Genomic DNA, 16,209 nt, shown 5'->3' on the forward strand with positions numbered 1-16,209 from the left:
GGCGGCCGGGTCGGCGACGGCGACACGTACGACGTGGCCCGGGCTTCCGAAGGCGCCGTCCGTAGGTGCGGCGGCTTATTGTTCGGTCGGGACGCAGAGCACCGGGACGGTCGACAGGTGCAGGAGTTTGTGGGGGGTCGAGCCCAGCAGTGCCCCGCGCATCGGGCTCTCGCCCCAGCTGCCCACCACGATGAACCTCGCCTCGTGGCGTGACGCGGCGTCGATCAGCGCCTGCGCCGGTTTCTGGTCGATGATTTCGACGGTCGTGGGCACGCCCGCCGCCTCGGCCGCGGTGACGGCGTGATCGAGGGCGACGCGTCCGGCCTCGCGGACGGCTTCGTGGTGGGCCCGGTACTCCTCGCCCCCCGGCCCCGGGGCCGCGGCGCCGTAGACCAGCACGAGCGGCTCACGGAACGCGGCCGCCGTCTGGATCGCGATGCGCAAGGCGCGTACCGCGCCGGGAGACTCGTCGTATCCGAGGACAACCGCCATCTCAGGACTCCTTGCCGTGGACGCCGTGGACAAGATCGGGGTCGGCCACGCCCGCGCGCTCCGACCAGAAGGCGGGTGACCTCAGCCGCCACAGCACCATGAGCACCACTCCCGCGACGGCGATACCGACGCCGATGACGAGCGGGGGGCCGACCCCGAGCCACGAGGTGCCGGTGTAGGAGTTCGCGGGGTCGGACATGTCGGAGACCGATTCCACGAGGAGCCACGCCAGCAGCCCGGCGCCGACGAGTGGACCGAGGCCGATGAGCATGAAGTGGCGGACGCTCTCCGTCAGATGGCGGCGGTAGTAGACGGCGCAGGCCACACCGGTGAGGGCGTAGTAGAACGCGATCAGCAACGACAGCGCGGTGAGCGAGTCGAAGAGGGCGTTGGCACTGATCTGGTTGACGACGAGGTACCAGGCGATGGCGATGCCGGCGACCCACCAGGTGCTCACGTCGGGCGTGCGGAACCGCGGATGGATGTGGGCGAAGTGCGCGGGCAGCGCGTGCCGGCGTGCCATGGACAGCGCCGTACGGGACGCCGGGATGATCGTCGTCTGCGTCGACGCCAGCGCCGAGGTGGAGACCGCCAGCAGCACGACCCAGTCCCAGCCGCCCATCACCTTGCCGGCGAGCAGGGCGAAGATGAGCTCCTCCTCGTCGGCGTTCTCGGCCAGGAAGGCCGTTCCGGCATAGGCCACGACGGCGAAGCCGACCGAGACGTAGGTCACCAGCAGGATGACCGTCGACCAGACGCCCGCCTTGCCGGGGGCGGTGGCGGAATCCTCGACCTCCTCGGTGAGATTGACCGCGGATTCCCAGCCCCAGTAGATGAACACGCCCAGCAACAGGGCTCCGGTCAGCGTCGATCCGCCGGCGCCGAAGGGGTTGAGCCAGTCGATCGACGGTTCGACGGAATCGAAGGTGCTGGTCCCCGCGTAGACGCGGTAGAGCGCCACGACGACGAAGGCGAGCAGGCAGACGACCTGGGCGAGGATGAGGACGTTCTGCACCTTGGCGGAGACCTCGGTGCCGACGACGCACACGGCGGTCATCACGAGGATGAGCAGCACCGCGAGCAGTTGGCGTACGAAGTCGTTGTCGACCCAGCTGTCGAGGCCGAAGGCGAGCAGCGCGAAGCTCACGGCGACGTCCGCCAGCGACCCCACGACCAGCACTCCGGTCATGGTGATGGCCCAACCGCCCAGCCAGCCGGCCCACGGTCCCATGGCCCGGGTGACCCACGAGAAGGTGGTGCCGCAGTCCTGGTCGACCTTGTTGAGGTAGTAGAACGCCGACGCGATCAGGAGCATCGGCACGAACGAAGCGACCAGCACGCCAGGGGCGTAGATGCCCACGAGCGCCACGATCGGACCGATGACCGCCGCCAGGGAGTACGCCGGTGAGGTGGCGTTGAGCCCGATGACGAGTGCGTCGACGAACCCGATCGCATTGGCCTTCAACCCGTCAGGTGGACGTTCGCCGGTGGTGTCGTTGGCCATGTTCCCTCGCTCCGGTTGTGCGTGAAGCCATACAACAGGGAGCTTTGTGACTTTTTATGTCATTGAGGGCCTATTGGCGATGGGTGTCACCGACGGAACACCGGAGGCATCCGGATTCGGGGCCGTGCCGGGGCCGGTGCCGCTCCACGGCCTTCCGTGGAGCGGCACCCGTGGGCGGGACCGCGGGTGTCAGCGGCGCGGACGCTCCAGCGTGAGGAGCAGTCCCTCGACCGCACCGGGGCCGATGCGGCCCTTGACGTCGGCGGACGTGATCGCCTTGAGGGCCCAGCCGTCCTCGGCGTGCTTGTTGAGCACCTTCTCCAGCTTGTCGCTGTCCAGCGCGTCGCCGATCAGCGATTCGCGGAAGGTGACGACCTTGTACTCGAGTGCGTGGGGACTGGTCATGAAGGGGCCCTCCTGTGGATGGAACCAGATGGAACCAGATGGAACCGGATGGACTGGCTGTCGGAATCGGGGACAGCACATCACCGGTCGGCGTCGCCGCACACGTCGGGGCGGGTTCGGCGGGGAGGAGGTGGGTCAGGCCGGCTTGCGCCACACGGAGATGTGCTTCGTGGAATCCTGGGTGAACGGTGCGCCGTCCCAGTCCGCGACACGCCGTTCCGGTTCGAGTCCCGCGATCCGTGCCATCAGGTCGAGTTCCGCGGGCCACGCGTACCGGTGCCGGGAGTTTTCGCGGCGGTAGCCGCCGTCGTCGGCGTCGCGGGTGAAGTGGTGCGAGACGAGGATCTGTTCGACCAGGTCGAAGGTGTCGAAGCCGAGATGCCGTTCGGAGACGTCGAACGGCACCGCGACCTGCCCGGGCGGCAGGAACCGCAGCGGCGGCACGCCCAGCTCGATGACGAAGCGGCCGCCGGGCGCCAGGTGCCGTGCGGCGTTGCGGAAGCACTCGACCTGCTCGTCCTGTGTGAGCAGGTTCGTGATGGTGTTGTAGACGAGATACACCAGGGTGAACTCGCCCGGAACGACGGTCGTGGCCATGTCCCCGAGGACGACCGGGAGTGTGTCCTCGTCGATCTTGTGCCGCAGGACCGCCGCCATGTGCTCGGACAGTTCGACGCCCACCACGGGCACGCCGCGCTCCCGGAGCGGGACACCCACGCGGCCGGTGCCGATGGCGAACTCCAGTGCCCGGCCGTCGCCGGCGAGTCCGGCGAGGAAGTCGAGGGTCGGTCCGAGGACGGCGGCCGAGGACATCTCGCCCTCCTCGGCGTCGTAGCGGTCGGCGGTCGCGCGGGTCCACAGTTCGCTGCTCGTCACGAGCGGTCACTCTGCCGGGCGCGGCGGCGCGCTGTCGACGGGATTTCCCTCGCCGGCGGCTCAGATCAGCCCGGCCCGGATGGCGTGGGAGACGGCGTGGGCACGGTTGCGCGTCCGCAGCCGCTTCATCGCGCCGTACAGGATGTATCGCACCGTGCGTTCGGAATAGGAGAGTTCGATCGCGATCTCGTCGCACTGCTTTCCCTCGGCGATGAGGCGCAGTACGTCCACCTCGCGAGCGTTCAGTCTGGGTACGGCCCGCCCTCGGGAGGCGGCGGCGTGATGTTCCGCCCGCTCGGAGTTCCGTGGCTGATCCTCGGGAGCCGGCCGGCAGGAGAGTGCGCTCTCCTCGCCGCCGGCCACCGCGCGCACCGATCGGACGAAGACGTCCGGGCTGCAGAAGTCCCACCACACCACGGCGCGGACGCCCCGCTTCCGCGCCGCCGACAGGTCGGCCCGCCACTTCTTGCCCACCACCACGAGGAAGCGTGCGCCGGGCTTGTCGCACAGGCGGTGGAGCAGGTCCAGGGCGGAGGCGTCCGCCACGTCCACGGCGACCACGATGGCGTCGGCCTCCCGGATCCTGTCCTGCGGCAGTTCGTGCAGACGCGGGTCCAGTGCGACGAAGCCGGCCAGTCCGGCGCGGACCAAGGGGGCGGGCGCGTGAATCGCCACGCGCACGGTCCCGCCGAGTACTTGATGAGGCATGCGCCCCCCAATTCACACAGGTTTTCCACGAGGTTCAGGAGGGCGATGCTGCCACCGGGGAGGGCCGGACATCCGCGCCACGGGCCCGACGTCCGCCGACCGAGGGAAACCTGGCGCGAGCGGCCGGCCCGCCCTCCCTGTACAGACCGGCAAGGTTCGCGATCTCGCCTTCCACCGGAAGCGGAGAAGGCACCACGATGGCGTGGAGAACGCGTTTCGACGTTTTCCCTCGGCTGTCCTTCGGCCGGCGGCGGCGCGTTTCCCCGGGTGCCACCGGGCCCCTGGCGATGCGCCCGCGGAGCACCGCGGGCGGCGTTGCCGCTGAGCCGGTGACCAGTTCTGGCAACTTCTAGTAACAAAGGTGGCCGCATGATCGCGTCCATTGTCCTGTCCGTGGTGCTCGTCCTGGTGTTGCTCGGGGCCGCCGCCGCATGGATCCTGCGCAGACGCGACCCCTTGCCCGGGCGGGTCCGTAGTGCGAGACCGAGCGCCCATCGCAAGGAACTCGAGGCGGTCGCCCTGGGCCTGCGAGCCGTGGCCGAAGGGCGGGCGCACAGTGCCCGTGCGCTGCCCGAGGTACACGCGGTCATCCACTCGGGACAGCGGCTGACGCTGCTGCTCGCCGGTGCCGACGCCCCCGCGCCCGCGCCCTGGACCGCGGACCTCTCGGGCAAGGAGTGGTGGGTGGAACCGAAGGAACTGACGGGTCCGGGCGACGCGGGCGCCGAGGTCGCGCATCCCTACTCCCTGGCCGTCACCCTCGGTCGCCATCGAGGCGACAGGGTGCTGGTCGACCTCTCGCGGCTGTCAGGGGCGATCGTCCTCACCGGTGAGGACAACGATGTCCGGTGCCTGGCCCAGGCCCTCATCACGGAACTGATCTCGGGTCCGGTCGGCCTGCTCGCCACGGTCGTCCTGGTGGGCTCGGCGGCCACTCCGTCGGTCACCGACGGACTGGGGGCGCGGTCGGCACGGCTGCGCACCGCGGCGACCCGTGACGAGGCTCTGGCCTGCCAGGACGGCATGCCGTGGGGTTCCGACCGGAGATCGCCGGCCCCGCAGACCGTGCGGCAGGACAGCGTCGCCCTGGTGACCGCCAAGGCGCACGCCCGCCGCCTCTTCGTGGTGACCGCCGCTCAGTTCCGTGACGACCAATGGCGGGACGCCGCGCTGCGTGACACCGACGCGCTCCTGGTGCTCGGCTACATCGTCGGCGCGGACTGGAACTTCCAGGTGAATGCCGACGGCTCGCTCGACACCGGCCGACTCGGCCTGCCCGTCGACACCCACGCCGCCCGCCTCTCCTGACCCGCCGCCCGGAAGTGGCCGTGCCCCGCGCCGCTACCCCCGCCGTGCGCCCCGCGCCGCTACCCCCGCCGTGCCCTGCGCGCTGCTGGCCCCGCCCCGCCCCCGCCCGTGCCCCGCGCGCCGCTGCCCCCGCGTGCCCCGCGCGCCGTGCCCCGCGGCGGCGGGCGACGGCCGGAGACACCGGCCGGGCGCGCCGCGGCCGGGAGACGGCACGTGTCAGCGCCGGCTCGACGGCGTCCCGGGGCCACGGACGGGGAACGAACCTCCGGCCGCGCCGCGCACCTCGTCCGGCACCAGTTCGCGGTGGGCGAGGCTGCCGTCCAGCCAGGCCGCGGCCAGTTCCACCCGGGAGCGGCAACCGGTGCGCTGGAACAGCCGCGTCAGCCGCCGCTCCACGGTCTTCTCGCTCCACACGAGCCGCGCCGCGATCTGCCGATTGGTCGCCCCACGGCTGACCATCGCGGTCAGCTCGAGGTCCTCCTCACTCAACTCGTCCTTGGCCGGACGCACCCTCGGCAGGACGAGGTTCCGGCGGCGCGTCATATGGCCGAGCGACGTACGGGTGGCGCCTCCGATGCCCAGCGCCTGAGCGCCGCGCGTCGCCTCGGCCAGCCATCGTTCGGAGTCGTCGCCGATCTCCACCAGGCCCAGGCGGCAGAGCAGTTCCAGGTACGCGTCGCCCCGTCGGCGCACCGCCCGGAGAGCGGCCAGCGCGCTGTCCACGTCGCGCCGCACCACACCCCGGCCGAGGAGCACCGCCTCCCGCGTCATGGGGGAGCCCACCTCCTCGTCCAGCGCCTCCAGTTCGTCCAGCGCCTCCTCCATGGCCGACGGCACGGCCTCCAGCAGAGCGAACGACAGATAGCGCAGCAGCACCTTCTCGATGCCCGAAAGCAGGCCGCCCCGGCGAGCCCGCCGCACCTCGTCGAGTGCCCCTTCCAGCGCCTCCTCCACCTGGCCCGACCAGTACCGCAGACCCAGCCTGGCCCAGGCGACGAGCGGGTGAGCCACGGTCTCGGGAATCAGCTCCAGCCACGCCCGGGCGTACCCCGACTCCCCGCGCGCGCAGTGGATCTCGGCCGCGAGCGCGCGGGCGGGCTGCGCGGGGCCGGCCGTGCTGCCGCGGGTCCGGCTTCGCGCCTCGATCCGGCGGGCGGACGCCAGGGCCCGGTCCCAGTCCCCTCGCAGGTACTCGCGCACCATGACGCGGTACAGCGCGGCCGTGCTGTCCCCCGCCCCCGTGTAGCGGTCCCCGAGCACGGCGGCCAGGGCGCCGGCCAGGTCCGCGTGTGCGGTCGCGTTCCGGAGCCCGTCCAGGGTCCGTGCGCCGTCCGCATCGGGCGGCAGCGCGTCCGACAGCCCGGCACGGCTCCCCGCGGCCCCGGCCAGCAGCCGGAGTTCCGCAGCCGAGGGCAGTGGCCCGGACCGGGGTCGGGGGTCGGCGGCGGCAGCTCCCCGGTGGTCCTCCGTATCAGGACGGCGCGTCACCGGGCCCAGTCCGTACGGACCGACGAGCGCCGCGAAGCCGGCCACGGCGGGCGCGTGTTCCGCCACGGCACGGCCCCGGGGTCCGGCGCCGAGGGTGTCCGGCAACCGGTGCTCGTGCAGTGCGGCCAGGGCCCACACCCCGGCGACGTGCCGCAGACCTTCCCGGTCCTGCTCGGCGGACGACGCGTCCAGGCAGGCGAACAGCGGGTCGCCCAGCGCCAGCGCACCGGGGTGGTCGGCGTGGCGCAGACTCAGCTCGGCGGACTCGCCCAGCACGCCGGGCGTCCGGCGGTCGTGCGGCGGCAGGCGCCGAAGCGCCCAGGAGTAGGCGCGGACCGATCGGGACCAGTCGGACCTGGCGTCCGTGCGGGCCGCCGCCAGCAGCACATCCACCGCGAGGGCGTCGTCCAGCTCGGCCCCGGCCGCCGCCACGTGATCGGCCAGCCGGGGGTAGCCGCCCCCCGCGGTCTCCGCGCCCAGCCGATCGGTCAGCGATCTGGTGATCAGCGCGTGCAGCGACGACACGGCGTGCCGAGTGGGCAGCGCCCGCAGCGCCGCCGCGAGGGCCGGAACGGCGAACGCTATCCGGCGGTCCTCGTCCACGGTCAGGATCCCGTCCCCGACCAGCGGGGTCAGCGTTCGGTCGACGAGGCCGGCCCGGCGTGGGCCGCCCGGCTTCAGCCGGTGCAGATCGTCGAGCCGTATCTCGGCGTGCTCGAGGTTGCGGGCCACGGCGGCCGCCGCGTCCAGGGCGCCGGCGTCCGGTGGCCCGGCCGGCCAGCAGAGCCGGCTCAGCCGCGCCACGTCCGTGGTGAGCCGCAGCGCCTGTTCCGGCTCGGCCAGGCACACATGGCCGCCGAGTTCCAGGAAGTCGCCCTGCTCCGCCATCGAGTCGAGCACCGACAGCACGGCTTCGGGGGTGCCCGCCATCGGGCCCAGCGCCCGCAGCACCGCCGTCACCAGTGCCGGTTCGACCGGGCGGCCGAGCCGCCGTACGACCAGGGCCTCCACGTCGGCCGGCCGCAGCGGCGCCAGTTCGAGCAGCCGGTCGGCCGCTGTCGCGAGCTGCCGGACGCCGTCGTCTTCGGGGCGGCCGGGGCGTCCGGGCCGTGCGAGGCGGCCGGCCATCACCATCGGCACACCGGCGGGGCGGAAGACGCGCAGCAGCAGGCCGAGGGCGGATGCCGTCGCCGACGGCATCCGCTCGACGTCGTCGATCACCAGCGCGAAGGGAAGGTGACGGGCCGCGTCCGCGACCACCTCGCCGAGGGTGGCCAGCAGGGTCAACTCGCCGTCCCGGCCGGTGTTCCGCAGCCGGATCCGGCGGATCGCACTGGTACGGGCCGGGCTCCGGCGATCGTGGACCTTGGTGAGCACATGGTGGACGCCCTCGGCAAGCGCGGCCGCGCCGGGCGGGTGCCCCCCGTCGTGACAGCGCAGCCGTAAGACCGTGGCACCGTCCTCGACCACCGCTCGCCGGGCTTCTTCCACCACGGCGGTCTTGCCTGTTCCGGCTCCGCCGACGAGCAGCAGGGTGCGCGCCGAGGCACCGGTGGACAGCAGTGTCCCGGCCGTTTCCCGGATCTCGCTGTCCCTGCCGATGACAGGCCCGCGCTTCAGCACGCCCACTCCTCCTGGTCCGGTACTGCGCGTGTGAACGGCCGACCGGAGCAGGAACGTTCGCGGCGCGGTGCTTTCGGAACCCACCGCCCGACGGAACATGATCATACGGAAATCGCCATAATGGCTCGCAGTGTTGACGGCCCGGCCACGGGGCCGCCGGAGACGCTCGATGCGGTCGGGTTCGGTGCCGCCCGCCTCGCGGATGTCGTCGAAGAGAACGCGGTGGACCATGGCTGCTCCGTCCGAAAGCCCCTGGCTGGTCCACGGGGGCACGGCCGCGAGCCTCGACCGCACGACCGGGTGCCCGGTCGGCCGCGAACGGGAGTTGGACGAGGTCCAGGCCCGCCTCGGGGATCCGGCCGGGCCGCGCCTTGTACTCGTCCGGGGCGAACGAGGAGCCGGGCGCAGCGCGTTCCTGCACGTACTCGGCGAACGGCTGCGCGCCGAAGGGACGCCCGTGCTCGCGGTGGGCTGCGTGCCGGGCGACGACGCACGGCCGCTGCTGCTCGCGCTGCGGCTGGTCATGGCGCTGGAGCAGCACCTTTCCGGCACGGACCTCTCCGACACGGACCACTCCGGCACGGCACACCAGCGCGCGGCGAAGCCGGTCACCGAGGCGCTGCGCGCGGCCGAGCGGCGCGACGGGACCGCGATGGCCGGACTGCTGCACACCGCTCTGGCGCGGTCCACGCCCGTGGTCGTGGAGCTGGACGACCTCCACCTCGCCGACGCCGATTCGCTGGCCGTGCTCCGCGGGACCGACTTCGCGCCGCTGCCGACCGGAGTCCGGCTGCTGGCCTCCGCGGCGGGACGCGGTGAGCGGGGCGCTCGCGGCGGGAACGGGGACGAGGCGGCCTCCCGTGCCCGGAGCGCCGCGGACGAAGAGGGCCGGACGCCACCGCGCCACGGTGCTGCCGAAGCCCTGGAACAGCAGGGAGGGATGCCGTGGGCGCACACGGTCGTGCTGTCCCGTCTCGGGCCGGACGAGACGACCGCGGTGGTGGCGCGGCGGTTACGGGCGACACCCGACAGCAGTCTGTCCCGGCGGGTGCGGGAGCTGACGCACGGGGTCCCCGGCGCGATCGACGCCCTGCTCACCGGGTGGACGCGGGAGGGCGCGATCAGAGTGGCCGACGGTCACGCCTTCGTCGGGGTGCGGACGCCGGCGCCGGTGCTGCCGGACGGCGACCGGTTCATCGGAGCGCTCGACGCGCTGAGTGAGTCGTGCCGTGTGGTGGCCGGGGCGCTGAGCATCCTGTGGCCGCTCGGCGGGCGGGCCTCGGAGCTGATCGCGACGTCGACCGGACTGTCCGCCGAGGCGGTCGGCGACGGGATCCGCGACCTGATCGACGCGGAGATCGTCGCCGTCCGGCCCGAGCCCGAGCCCGAGCCCGGGCACGACGGCGCTGCGGCGGGCGGCTGGACGTTCGCCGTCGCGCTGACGGCACATGCCGTCCGCGAGCGACTGGGGCCGCTGGAACGCAGTCGGCTGTCCGCCACGGCGGTGGAGGCGCTGTGGGCGGACCGGGACGCGGCGGGCATCGGGTGCGCGGCGGGACCACCGGTGGCGGCGCTGCCCGACGAGGCGGACGCGGTGGCCTACCTGGCGGACCGGGTCGCGGAAGCCGGACACCTGGTCGACCGCGATCGTGCGGTCACGGAACTGACGGCTGCCGCGAAGAGGCTCCATCCCGACTCCGAGGGCAGGGGAGTGCTCCGGTGGTGCCGGGCGGCCGGCCACCTCGTCGAGCGGCCCGTCGACCGCGTCCCGGCCCTTCAGCGGTACGCCAAGGCCGCCTACCAGGCGGGTGACTACCGGACGGCGCGGACCATGACCGAGTCGATCCTGCGCAACATGGCGGACGTCCTCGGCCCACTGGAGTTGCAGGACACCGCGAACCTCTTCACGGCGGCGACCGCCAACGACTCGGACTGGCGGGCGCTGTCCCGGCTGGCCACGGCCGAGTGGTGGGACGAACTGGGGCTGCCCGCCCTGGTCCGGGTGACCGGCCGGGTGCTGGCCCTGTGCGGGCTGGCGAGGTGGCAGGAGGCACTGGACCTGCTGGCCCGGACGGAACAGGTGTGGACCACCGATGTCCGCGGCCGGGTGAAGCCCGCCTACTTCCGGGCCGTGGCGGAAATGGTGCTGGGCCGGCCGGAGCGGTTCAGACGCGCACTCGCCCTCTCCGAAGCCCCGTACCTGGGTGCCGAGCACGTGTACGCCCTGGTCACCACCATGTTCGACGAGCTGCTCAGCGGCCGGGACCTGCACGCGGCGGAGAACCTGCTGGCAGCCCAGGGCCTGAACCCCGATTCGCTGCCCCCGCACAGCGTGTTCCTCTGGCGCCACCTCGAGGGCCGCTGGGACGAGGCGCTGGAGCCGGCCCGGTGGATGCTGGCGAACAACCGGATCCACACGCCCGCGGCGGACGGCTGTCTGATTCCCGCCCGCACCGCGGCCATCCTCCTCGCCCGAGGCCGCACGACCAGCGCCCGCCGCCTCATCGACAGTGTGCGCGACCGGGGTGAGGGCCGGTTGGAGTACTCGCTGGACGCCGTGGAGGCCGAGGTGCTGCGGACCCTCGGCGATCTGAACGGGGCGGAGAAGACACTGCGGGGCGGACTGGACGCGGCGGACGCCCACGGACACGTCGCAGGCGTCGACGAACTGTGGGCCGCCCTCGCCGAGGTGCACGCGGAGACGGGACACACCGGCGAGGCGGTGACCTGCCTGGAACGCCTCGCGCGGATCTCGGACCGGACGGGCAGCGCAAGGACGAGGCTGAGCTATCTGCTCGCGTCGGCCCGCGTGCTGCGGCAGGAGTCTCCCGGCGCTGCCCGGGACGACCTGCGGGAGGCGGTGGACCTGGCGCGCTCGCGCAGTCAGCCGTACGAGACGGCTGTGACCCTCGTCACCGCGGCCGACGCGGGCGCCGGGCCGCCCGCCCTGCTGCACGAGGCGTACGAACTGTTCGGGAGGACCGGCTCCGCACTGGCGCGTTTCCGGACCAGGGCCGCCATGCGGGAGGCCGGGATCACCGTCCCGGGGCGCAGGCAGGCCACCGCCGAGAACGAGCGGCTGCTCGCGACCCTGATCGCCGAGGGGCTCACCAACCGTCAGATCGCCACGGTGCTGCGGGTCAGTGAGGACGCGGTGGCCAACCGGCTGTCCCGGCTGTTCGCACGTACCGGACTGCGGTCCCGCACCGAGGTGGTCACGGCCGTGTTCACCGGCCGACCCGGTCGCCGGGGCGGGCTCGAGCCGTGGTCGTGTTCTCCTGGAGCGAACCTTGTGTAATCTGAAAATTAACCTTTCGCGTGTATTTGGCTTCGTGCAGGCTTGCGCGCCCGATCCGGTGCCGCGTGGGCGAAAGGTAGTGCGGTTGTATGTACCGTGCTAGGCTTCAAGCTAGTTGCAGTTGTGGTTCCCGAAACTTCAAGTGCCTCGGCGGCTGTCTGGCCGCCGGGCATTTTTGTATATCCGGTGCTTATCCGGACGGGGTTCATTGTGGCAACGCATGGGTCCACACGGTGTGGGCCTCTGGGCACTGCCCCGAAGGAGATATGACATGGCTACTGGCACCGTCAAGTGGTTCAACTCGGAAAAGGGATTCGGTTTCATCGAGCAGGACGGCGGCGGCCCCGACGTTTTCGCTCACTACTCGAACATCGCCACCCAGGGCTTCCGTGAGCTTCAGGAAGGCCAGAAGGTGAACTTCGACGTCACGCAGGGCCAGAAGGGCCCGCAGGCGGAGAACATCACGCCTGCCTGACGCGAAAGCGTATGAGGCAGCTGGGGCCCGCACCATGTGGTGCGGGCCCCAGCTTGCTGCTCTCCAAGGATTCCGAAGATTCTGATGGAATTCTTTCAGTCTCATTTTCGGCTCGTGCTTGCAATTCGTCCGGCTCGTTCGCACTCCTGCCGGGAATTCCTCGATGCGTGCCCCGTCGAGGAAGGTTCTCCGTTGAACCGTTCAGCTCGCACGAATGACCGTTCCGAGTTCGCTCTCCCGGTCACCGTCACCCCCGCGCTCCCCGCCGCCGCGACCTTCGGTGAACTGGACATGCCCGCCGCGCTGCTGGAGATGCTCGCCGGGCACGGCCTGAACGAGCCGTTCCCGATCCAGGCCGCCACGCTGCCGAACTCGCTCGCGGGCCGCGACGTCCTGGGCCGCGGGCGCACCGGATCGGGCAAGACGCTCGCCTTCGGCCTGGCGCTCCTGGTGCGCACGGCCGGCCGGCGTGCCGAGCCGCGGAAGCCGCTGGCCCTGGTCCTCGTCCCCACCCGCGAGCTGGCCCAGCAGGTCAGCGACGCGCTCACCCCGTACGCCGGGCTGCTGAAGCTGCGGCTGGCCACCGTGGTCGGCGGCATGTCGATCGGCAGGCAGTCCGGCGCGCTACGGGCCGGTGCCGAGGTGGTCGTCGCGACTCCGGGCCGCCTCACGGATCTCGTCGAGCGCAAGGACTGCCGCCTGGACCGGGTGGACATCACCGTCCTCGACGAGGCCGACCAGATGGCCGACATGGGCTTCATGCCCCAGGTCACCGAGTTGCTTGACCAGGTACGCCCCGACGGCCAGCGCATGCTGTTCTCAGCCACGCTCGACAGCAACATCGACCTTTTGGTCCGTCGCTACCTCCATGACCCGGTGGTCCACTCGGTCGATCCGTCGGCGGGCGCGGTCACCACCATGGAGCACCACGTCCTTCAGGTGCACGGCGCCGACAAGTACGCCACCGCCACCGAGATCGCCGCCCGCGAAGGGCGCGTGCTCATGTTCCTGGACACCAAGCACGCCGTCGACCAGTTCACCCGCCACCTGCTGGGCAGTGGCGTCAGGGCCGCCGCGCTGCACGGCGGCAAGTCGCAGCCCCAGCGCAACCACACCCTGGCCCAGTTCAAGGACGGCCGCGTCACGGTGCTGGTGGCGACCAACGTCGCGGCCCGCGGCATCCACGTCGACGACCTCGACCTCGTCGTCAACGTCGACCCGCCCGCCGACCACAAGGACTACCTGCACCGCGGCGGCCGCACCGCACGCGCCGGCGAGTCCGGCAGTGTCGTCACGCTGGTCACGCACAGTCAGCGCCGGGACATGGCCCGGCTGCTGTCCGACGCGGGCATCCGGGCGCAGATCACACCGATCCGCTCCGGCGAGGCCGAGCTGAGCCGTATCACCGGCGCCCAGGCTCCCTCCGGCGTCCCCGTCGGCGGCAGCGGGCCGGTCGTCGCGGAGCGTCAGAAGCGCGGCGGCGCGCCCTTCGGCGGTATGGGCACCCGCCCGGGGCGGCCCGGCCGCGGTGGCGAGTCCCGCAAGGCCGCCGAAGCCCGTCAGGCCGCGGAGGCGCGCGCGGCCGCCCGGGTGCGCCGCGGCGCATAGCCCACGACGGGCCGGGCCGAGCGCCCCCGCGGGCCTGCCTTGTCCCCCGGGCCGCCCGGCAGGGCGAGGCGGTGCGGGACGGAGTTCTGCCCGCGTGGCGTGCCAGGGGCGCGGCACTAGTGTCGTCGGCATGAGCGAAGACTCCCAGCGCCTCGTCACCATCGAGCGGACCGGCGCCGGCCGGTTCACCGCGACGAACGTCCGCGGTGGCACCATCGGTTTCGGTACCGGCTCCGATTCCGACGGCGGTACCGACTTCACCCCGGTCGAGCTCCTGCTCGCGGCGATCGGCGGCTGCACCGCCGCCGACGTCGACGTCGCCACGGGCCGGCACGCGGAGCCCGGCGAGTTCACCGTCACCGTGACCGGCGACAAGATCAGCGACGATTTCGGCAACCGGATGACCGACCTCGCGGTCACCTTCTCCGTCACCTTTCCCGAAGGAGCCTCCGGCGACCGGGCCCGCGCGATCCTGCCCCGGGCGGTCGCGGTCTCCCACAACCGGCTGTGCACCGTCAGCCGCACCGTCGAGATCGGCACCCCCGTCACCGCGACCGTCACGGATGCCTGACCGAGCCACGCCACCCGCCGCCGCGTTCTCTGCGGGCCGGTGACAAGCCTGCCGTCGAGCGCTGCGTTCTTGTGAGCACTTCCCGAACGCCCGCGTTCCACGGCCCTACGGTCCGGCTATGAACACGAGTCGTAGCAGAGGAAGGACGTGGCGCGGCGCGGCGTTGGCGGTGCTGCTGACCACGGGGGCGCTCACCGCGGCCGCCCCGGACGCTCGGGGAGACGGCGCACGGACCGAGACGCCCGTGCCGTCGACGCACCCGGCCGACGGCGTGACCGAGTCGGTGGTACGGGTGAAGATGCCGTTACCGCGGTCCTTCGGGGACCGGCCGACGGCATGCGACCAGCTGTCGTATCTGCGCTATCGCTCCGCCGACGGACCGGCGGCGTCGGCCGACGCCGACCGGATCCTCGTGGCCCAGCCGGGCATCCTGGAGGGCGCCGGAGCCTTCGACAGCGTGGCCCGCGGCACCGTCGCGAAGGCCGCCGCGCAGGGGCGGCACATCGAGTTCTGGGCGTTGGACCGGCGCTCCAACTGCCTGGAGGACCGCACCGGCATCGCTTCCGGCGACCAGCACACCGCCGTCGACTACTACTACCGGGCCAAGCCGGTCGACGGCCGGGTCTTCGAGGGCTTCGTCGACGACGACCGGCTCGGGTGGATGGCGAAGCTCGGCATCGAACAGACCGTCCGGGACGAATACGACCTGCTGGCACACGAACTGCCCGACCAGGGCCTGCGCGGGAGCAAGGTGTTGTGCGGCGGACACTCGCTGGGCGGGGTCGTCACCGGGTACTTCGCGGCGGCCGACTTCGACGGCGACCCCACCACCCTGGCGGACGCCGGACACAACCAGTGCGCCGGCTACTTCGCCCTCGACACGACCGTCTCCACCTCGCTGGCCGACCTGAGCGGCAGCCTGCCCGACGACACCGGCCTGCCCGACGTCGGGCTCGGCTACGCGGCGGTGCAGGCGGGGCTGGACACCGGGCTGGTGCCGCGCTCGATGTCCGCGCCGGTGCTGCTCAACCCGGCGACCATGACCCTGCTCGCCATCGCCGGAGTGGGCGCCGTGCGCGACCCGGACGGCGAGGCGGACCTGCCGGCCTATCTGCCCTCCGGCATCAACATCGAGGCCACCAACCGCTTCCTGTTCTCGAAGGACACCGCCGCCTTCCTCACCGGCTCACCCGGGGTGAAGGACTTCCGGCTCACCAACGCCACGGTGCTCGGGGCGCTGATGGACGACAACTCCGTACCGCTGGCGTTCCTCCAGAGCAGTGTGGGCTTCTTCGACGGCGGGCCGGTCACGGACAAGAGCTTCCCCGTGGCCAACGGCGGCGCGCAGCCTACGCAGCTGTTCGGCGTCGGGTACAAGGCCATCCCCGCGCAGCCCCACGGGCCGCTGTACACCTGGCGCGACTACGACCGGGTCGGCGACGCCGACGACCCCGGGTACCGGTCGGCCGACGGTACGCCGTTCACCGACGCGGGCAAGGAGGTCACCGACCTCCGGGAGCTGGCCCGCAGTCTGGCGGAGCAGCCGCTCGACTTCACCGAGCAGTACTTCCCGACCAAACTGGTCACCGACCTCCAGCTGGCCGCTTCACCCCAGGTGAAGAGGCTCGTCGTCCATCCCGCAGGGCTGACGGCCCGTCCGACGCTCACCGTGCTCGCGGGCGACGGGCTGCTCGCGGGCCGTATCCCGGCCGGCCTGCACCCCGTGGTCGCCGCCGGCTATCAGCACCTCGACGTGCTGACCGCGGCGCCGGTACAGAACGACGGGCTTCCCGAACCCGTGTCCGGTGCTCTCTCGGAGTTCGCCCGCACTCCCCGATAGCCGTCGCGCACGG

12 protein-coding genes are annotated in these 16,209 nt (G+C 72.2%); 6 read left to right on the forward strand and 6 right to left on the reverse strand.

The features are described 5' to 3' along the window. Positions 1–75: 75 nt before the first annotated feature. The 5 genes from ACFWBD_RS08525 to ACFWBD_RS08545 all read right to left on the reverse strand — a co-directional run bounded on the left by ACFWBD_RS08525 (position 76) and on the right by ACFWBD_RS08545 (position 3,952). Positions 76–492: a universal stress protein gene (locus tag ACFWBD_RS08525; RefSeq protein ID WP_385664490.1), complete on the reverse strand. Its 417-nt coding sequence runs from the start codon at positions 490–492 to the stop codon at positions 76–78. 1 nt (position 493) lies between these two features. Beyond that, positions 494–1,996 carry an APC family permease gene (locus tag ACFWBD_RS08530; RefSeq protein WP_385664493.1) on the reverse strand — a complete coding sequence of 501 codons (1,503 nt, stop codon included), beginning with the start codon at positions 1,994–1,996 and terminating at the stop codon, positions 494–496. Positions 1,997–2,185: 189 nt separating this feature from the next. Further along, a complete protein-coding gene (locus ACFWBD_RS08535) occupies positions 2,186–2,401 on the reverse strand; it encodes a DUF4177 domain-containing protein (RefSeq protein ID WP_351755306.1) in 216 nt (71 codons plus the stop codon). Positions 2,402–2,536: 135 nt separating this feature from the next. Then, positions 2,537–3,277 carry a class I SAM-dependent DNA methyltransferase gene (locus tag ACFWBD_RS08540; protein WP_385664496.1) on the reverse strand — a complete coding sequence of 247 codons (741 nt, stop codon included), beginning with the start codon at positions 3,275–3,277 and terminating at the stop codon, positions 2,537–2,539. Positions 3,278–3,337: 60 nt separating this feature from the next. Then, positions 3,338–3,952, reverse strand: a complete 615-nt coding sequence (locus tag ACFWBD_RS08545; protein WP_385664499.1) for a response regulator transcription factor — start codon at positions 3,950–3,952, stop codon at positions 3,338–3,340. 402 nt (positions 3,953–4,354) lie between these two features. Here ACFWBD_RS08545 and ACFWBD_RS08550 point away from each other — a divergent pair, with 402 nt between their 5' ends. Then, positions 4,355–5,293, forward strand: a complete 939-nt coding sequence (locus ACFWBD_RS08550; RefSeq protein WP_385664501.1) for a hypothetical protein — start codon at positions 4,355–4,357, stop codon at positions 5,291–5,293. Between the two features lie 216 nt (positions 5,294–5,509). On the opposite strand, the gene ACFWBD_RS08555 is transcribed toward ACFWBD_RS08550, so the two are convergent. Beyond that, positions 5,510–8,404, reverse strand: a complete 2,895-nt coding sequence (locus ACFWBD_RS08555; protein ID WP_385664504.1) for an AAA family ATPase — start codon at positions 8,402–8,404, stop codon at positions 5,510–5,512. A gap of 229 nt (positions 8,405–8,633) precedes the next feature. Between ACFWBD_RS08555 and ACFWBD_RS08560 the strand changes: the two genes are divergently transcribed. The 5 genes from ACFWBD_RS08560 (at position 8,634) to ACFWBD_RS08580 (ending at position 16,196) form a co-directional block, all read left to right on the forward strand. Continuing rightward, positions 8,634–11,702, forward strand: coding sequence for an AAA family ATPase (locus ACFWBD_RS08560; protein ID WP_385664507.1), 3,069 nt, complete (start codon positions 8,634–8,636; stop codon positions 11,700–11,702). A gap of 271 nt (positions 11,703–11,973) precedes the next feature. Continuing rightward, a complete protein-coding gene (locus ACFWBD_RS08565) occupies positions 11,974–12,177 on the forward strand; it encodes a cold-shock protein (RefSeq protein ID WP_020125862.1) in 204 nt (67 codons plus the stop codon). 192 nt (positions 12,178–12,369) lie between these two features. Next, the gene (locus ACFWBD_RS08570) at positions 12,370–13,785 is read left to right on the forward strand and encodes a DEAD/DEAH box helicase (protein WP_385664509.1); all 1,416 of its coding nucleotides are present in this window, start codon (positions 12,370–12,372) and stop codon (positions 13,783–13,785) included. A 130-nt stretch (positions 13,786–13,915) separates the two neighbouring features. Further along, positions 13,916–14,356 (forward strand): OsmC family protein, encoded by a 441-nt coding sequence (locus ACFWBD_RS08575; RefSeq protein ID WP_385664511.1) that lies wholly within the window; start codon positions 13,916–13,918, stop codon positions 14,354–14,356. Positions 14,357–14,474: 118 nt separating this feature from the next. Further along, entirely contained in the window at positions 14,475–16,196 is a 1,722-nt protein-coding gene (locus tag ACFWBD_RS08580; protein ID WP_385664514.1) for a hypothetical protein, read from the forward strand. Positions 16,197–16,209: the final 13 nt, after the last annotated feature.

Source organism: Streptomyces sp. NPDC060002, assembly GCF_042737245.1.
Taxonomy (GTDB): Bacteria; Actinomycetota; Actinomycetes; order Streptomycetales; family Streptomycetaceae; genus Streptomyces.

Excerpts from the sequence above, each read along its gene's own strand:
- ACFWBD_RS08560 (WP_385664507.1), top strand. The coding sequence starts at position 8,634 with ATGGCTGCTCCGTCCGAAAGCCCCTGGCTGGTCCACGGGGGCACGGCC.
- ACFWBD_RS08535 (WP_351755306.1), bottom strand. The coding sequence starts at position 2,401 with ATGACCAGTCCCCACGCACTCGAGTACAAGGTCGTCACCTTCCGCGAA.
- ACFWBD_RS08580 (WP_385664514.1), top strand. The coding sequence starts at position 14,475 with ATGAACACGAGTCGTAGCAGAGGAAGGACGTGGCGCGGCGCGGCGTTG.
- ACFWBD_RS08565 (WP_020125862.1), top strand. The coding sequence starts at position 11,974 with ATGGCTACTGGCACCGTCAAGTGGTTCAACTCGGAAAAGGGATTCGGT.
- ACFWBD_RS08550 (WP_385664501.1), top strand. The coding sequence starts at position 4,355 with ATGATCGCGTCCATTGTCCTGTCCGTGGTGCTCGTCCTGGTGTTGCTC.
- ACFWBD_RS08525 (WP_385664490.1), bottom strand. The coding sequence starts at position 492 with ATGGCGGTTGTCCTCGGATACGACGAGTCTCCCGGCGCGGTACGCGCC.
- ACFWBD_RS08575 (WP_385664511.1), top strand. The coding sequence starts at position 13,916 with ATGAGCGAAGACTCCCAGCGCCTCGTCACCATCGAGCGGACCGGCGCC.
- ACFWBD_RS08530 (WP_385664493.1), bottom strand. The coding sequence starts at position 1,996 with ATGGCCAACGACACCACCGGCGAACGTCCACCTGACGGGTTGAAGGCC.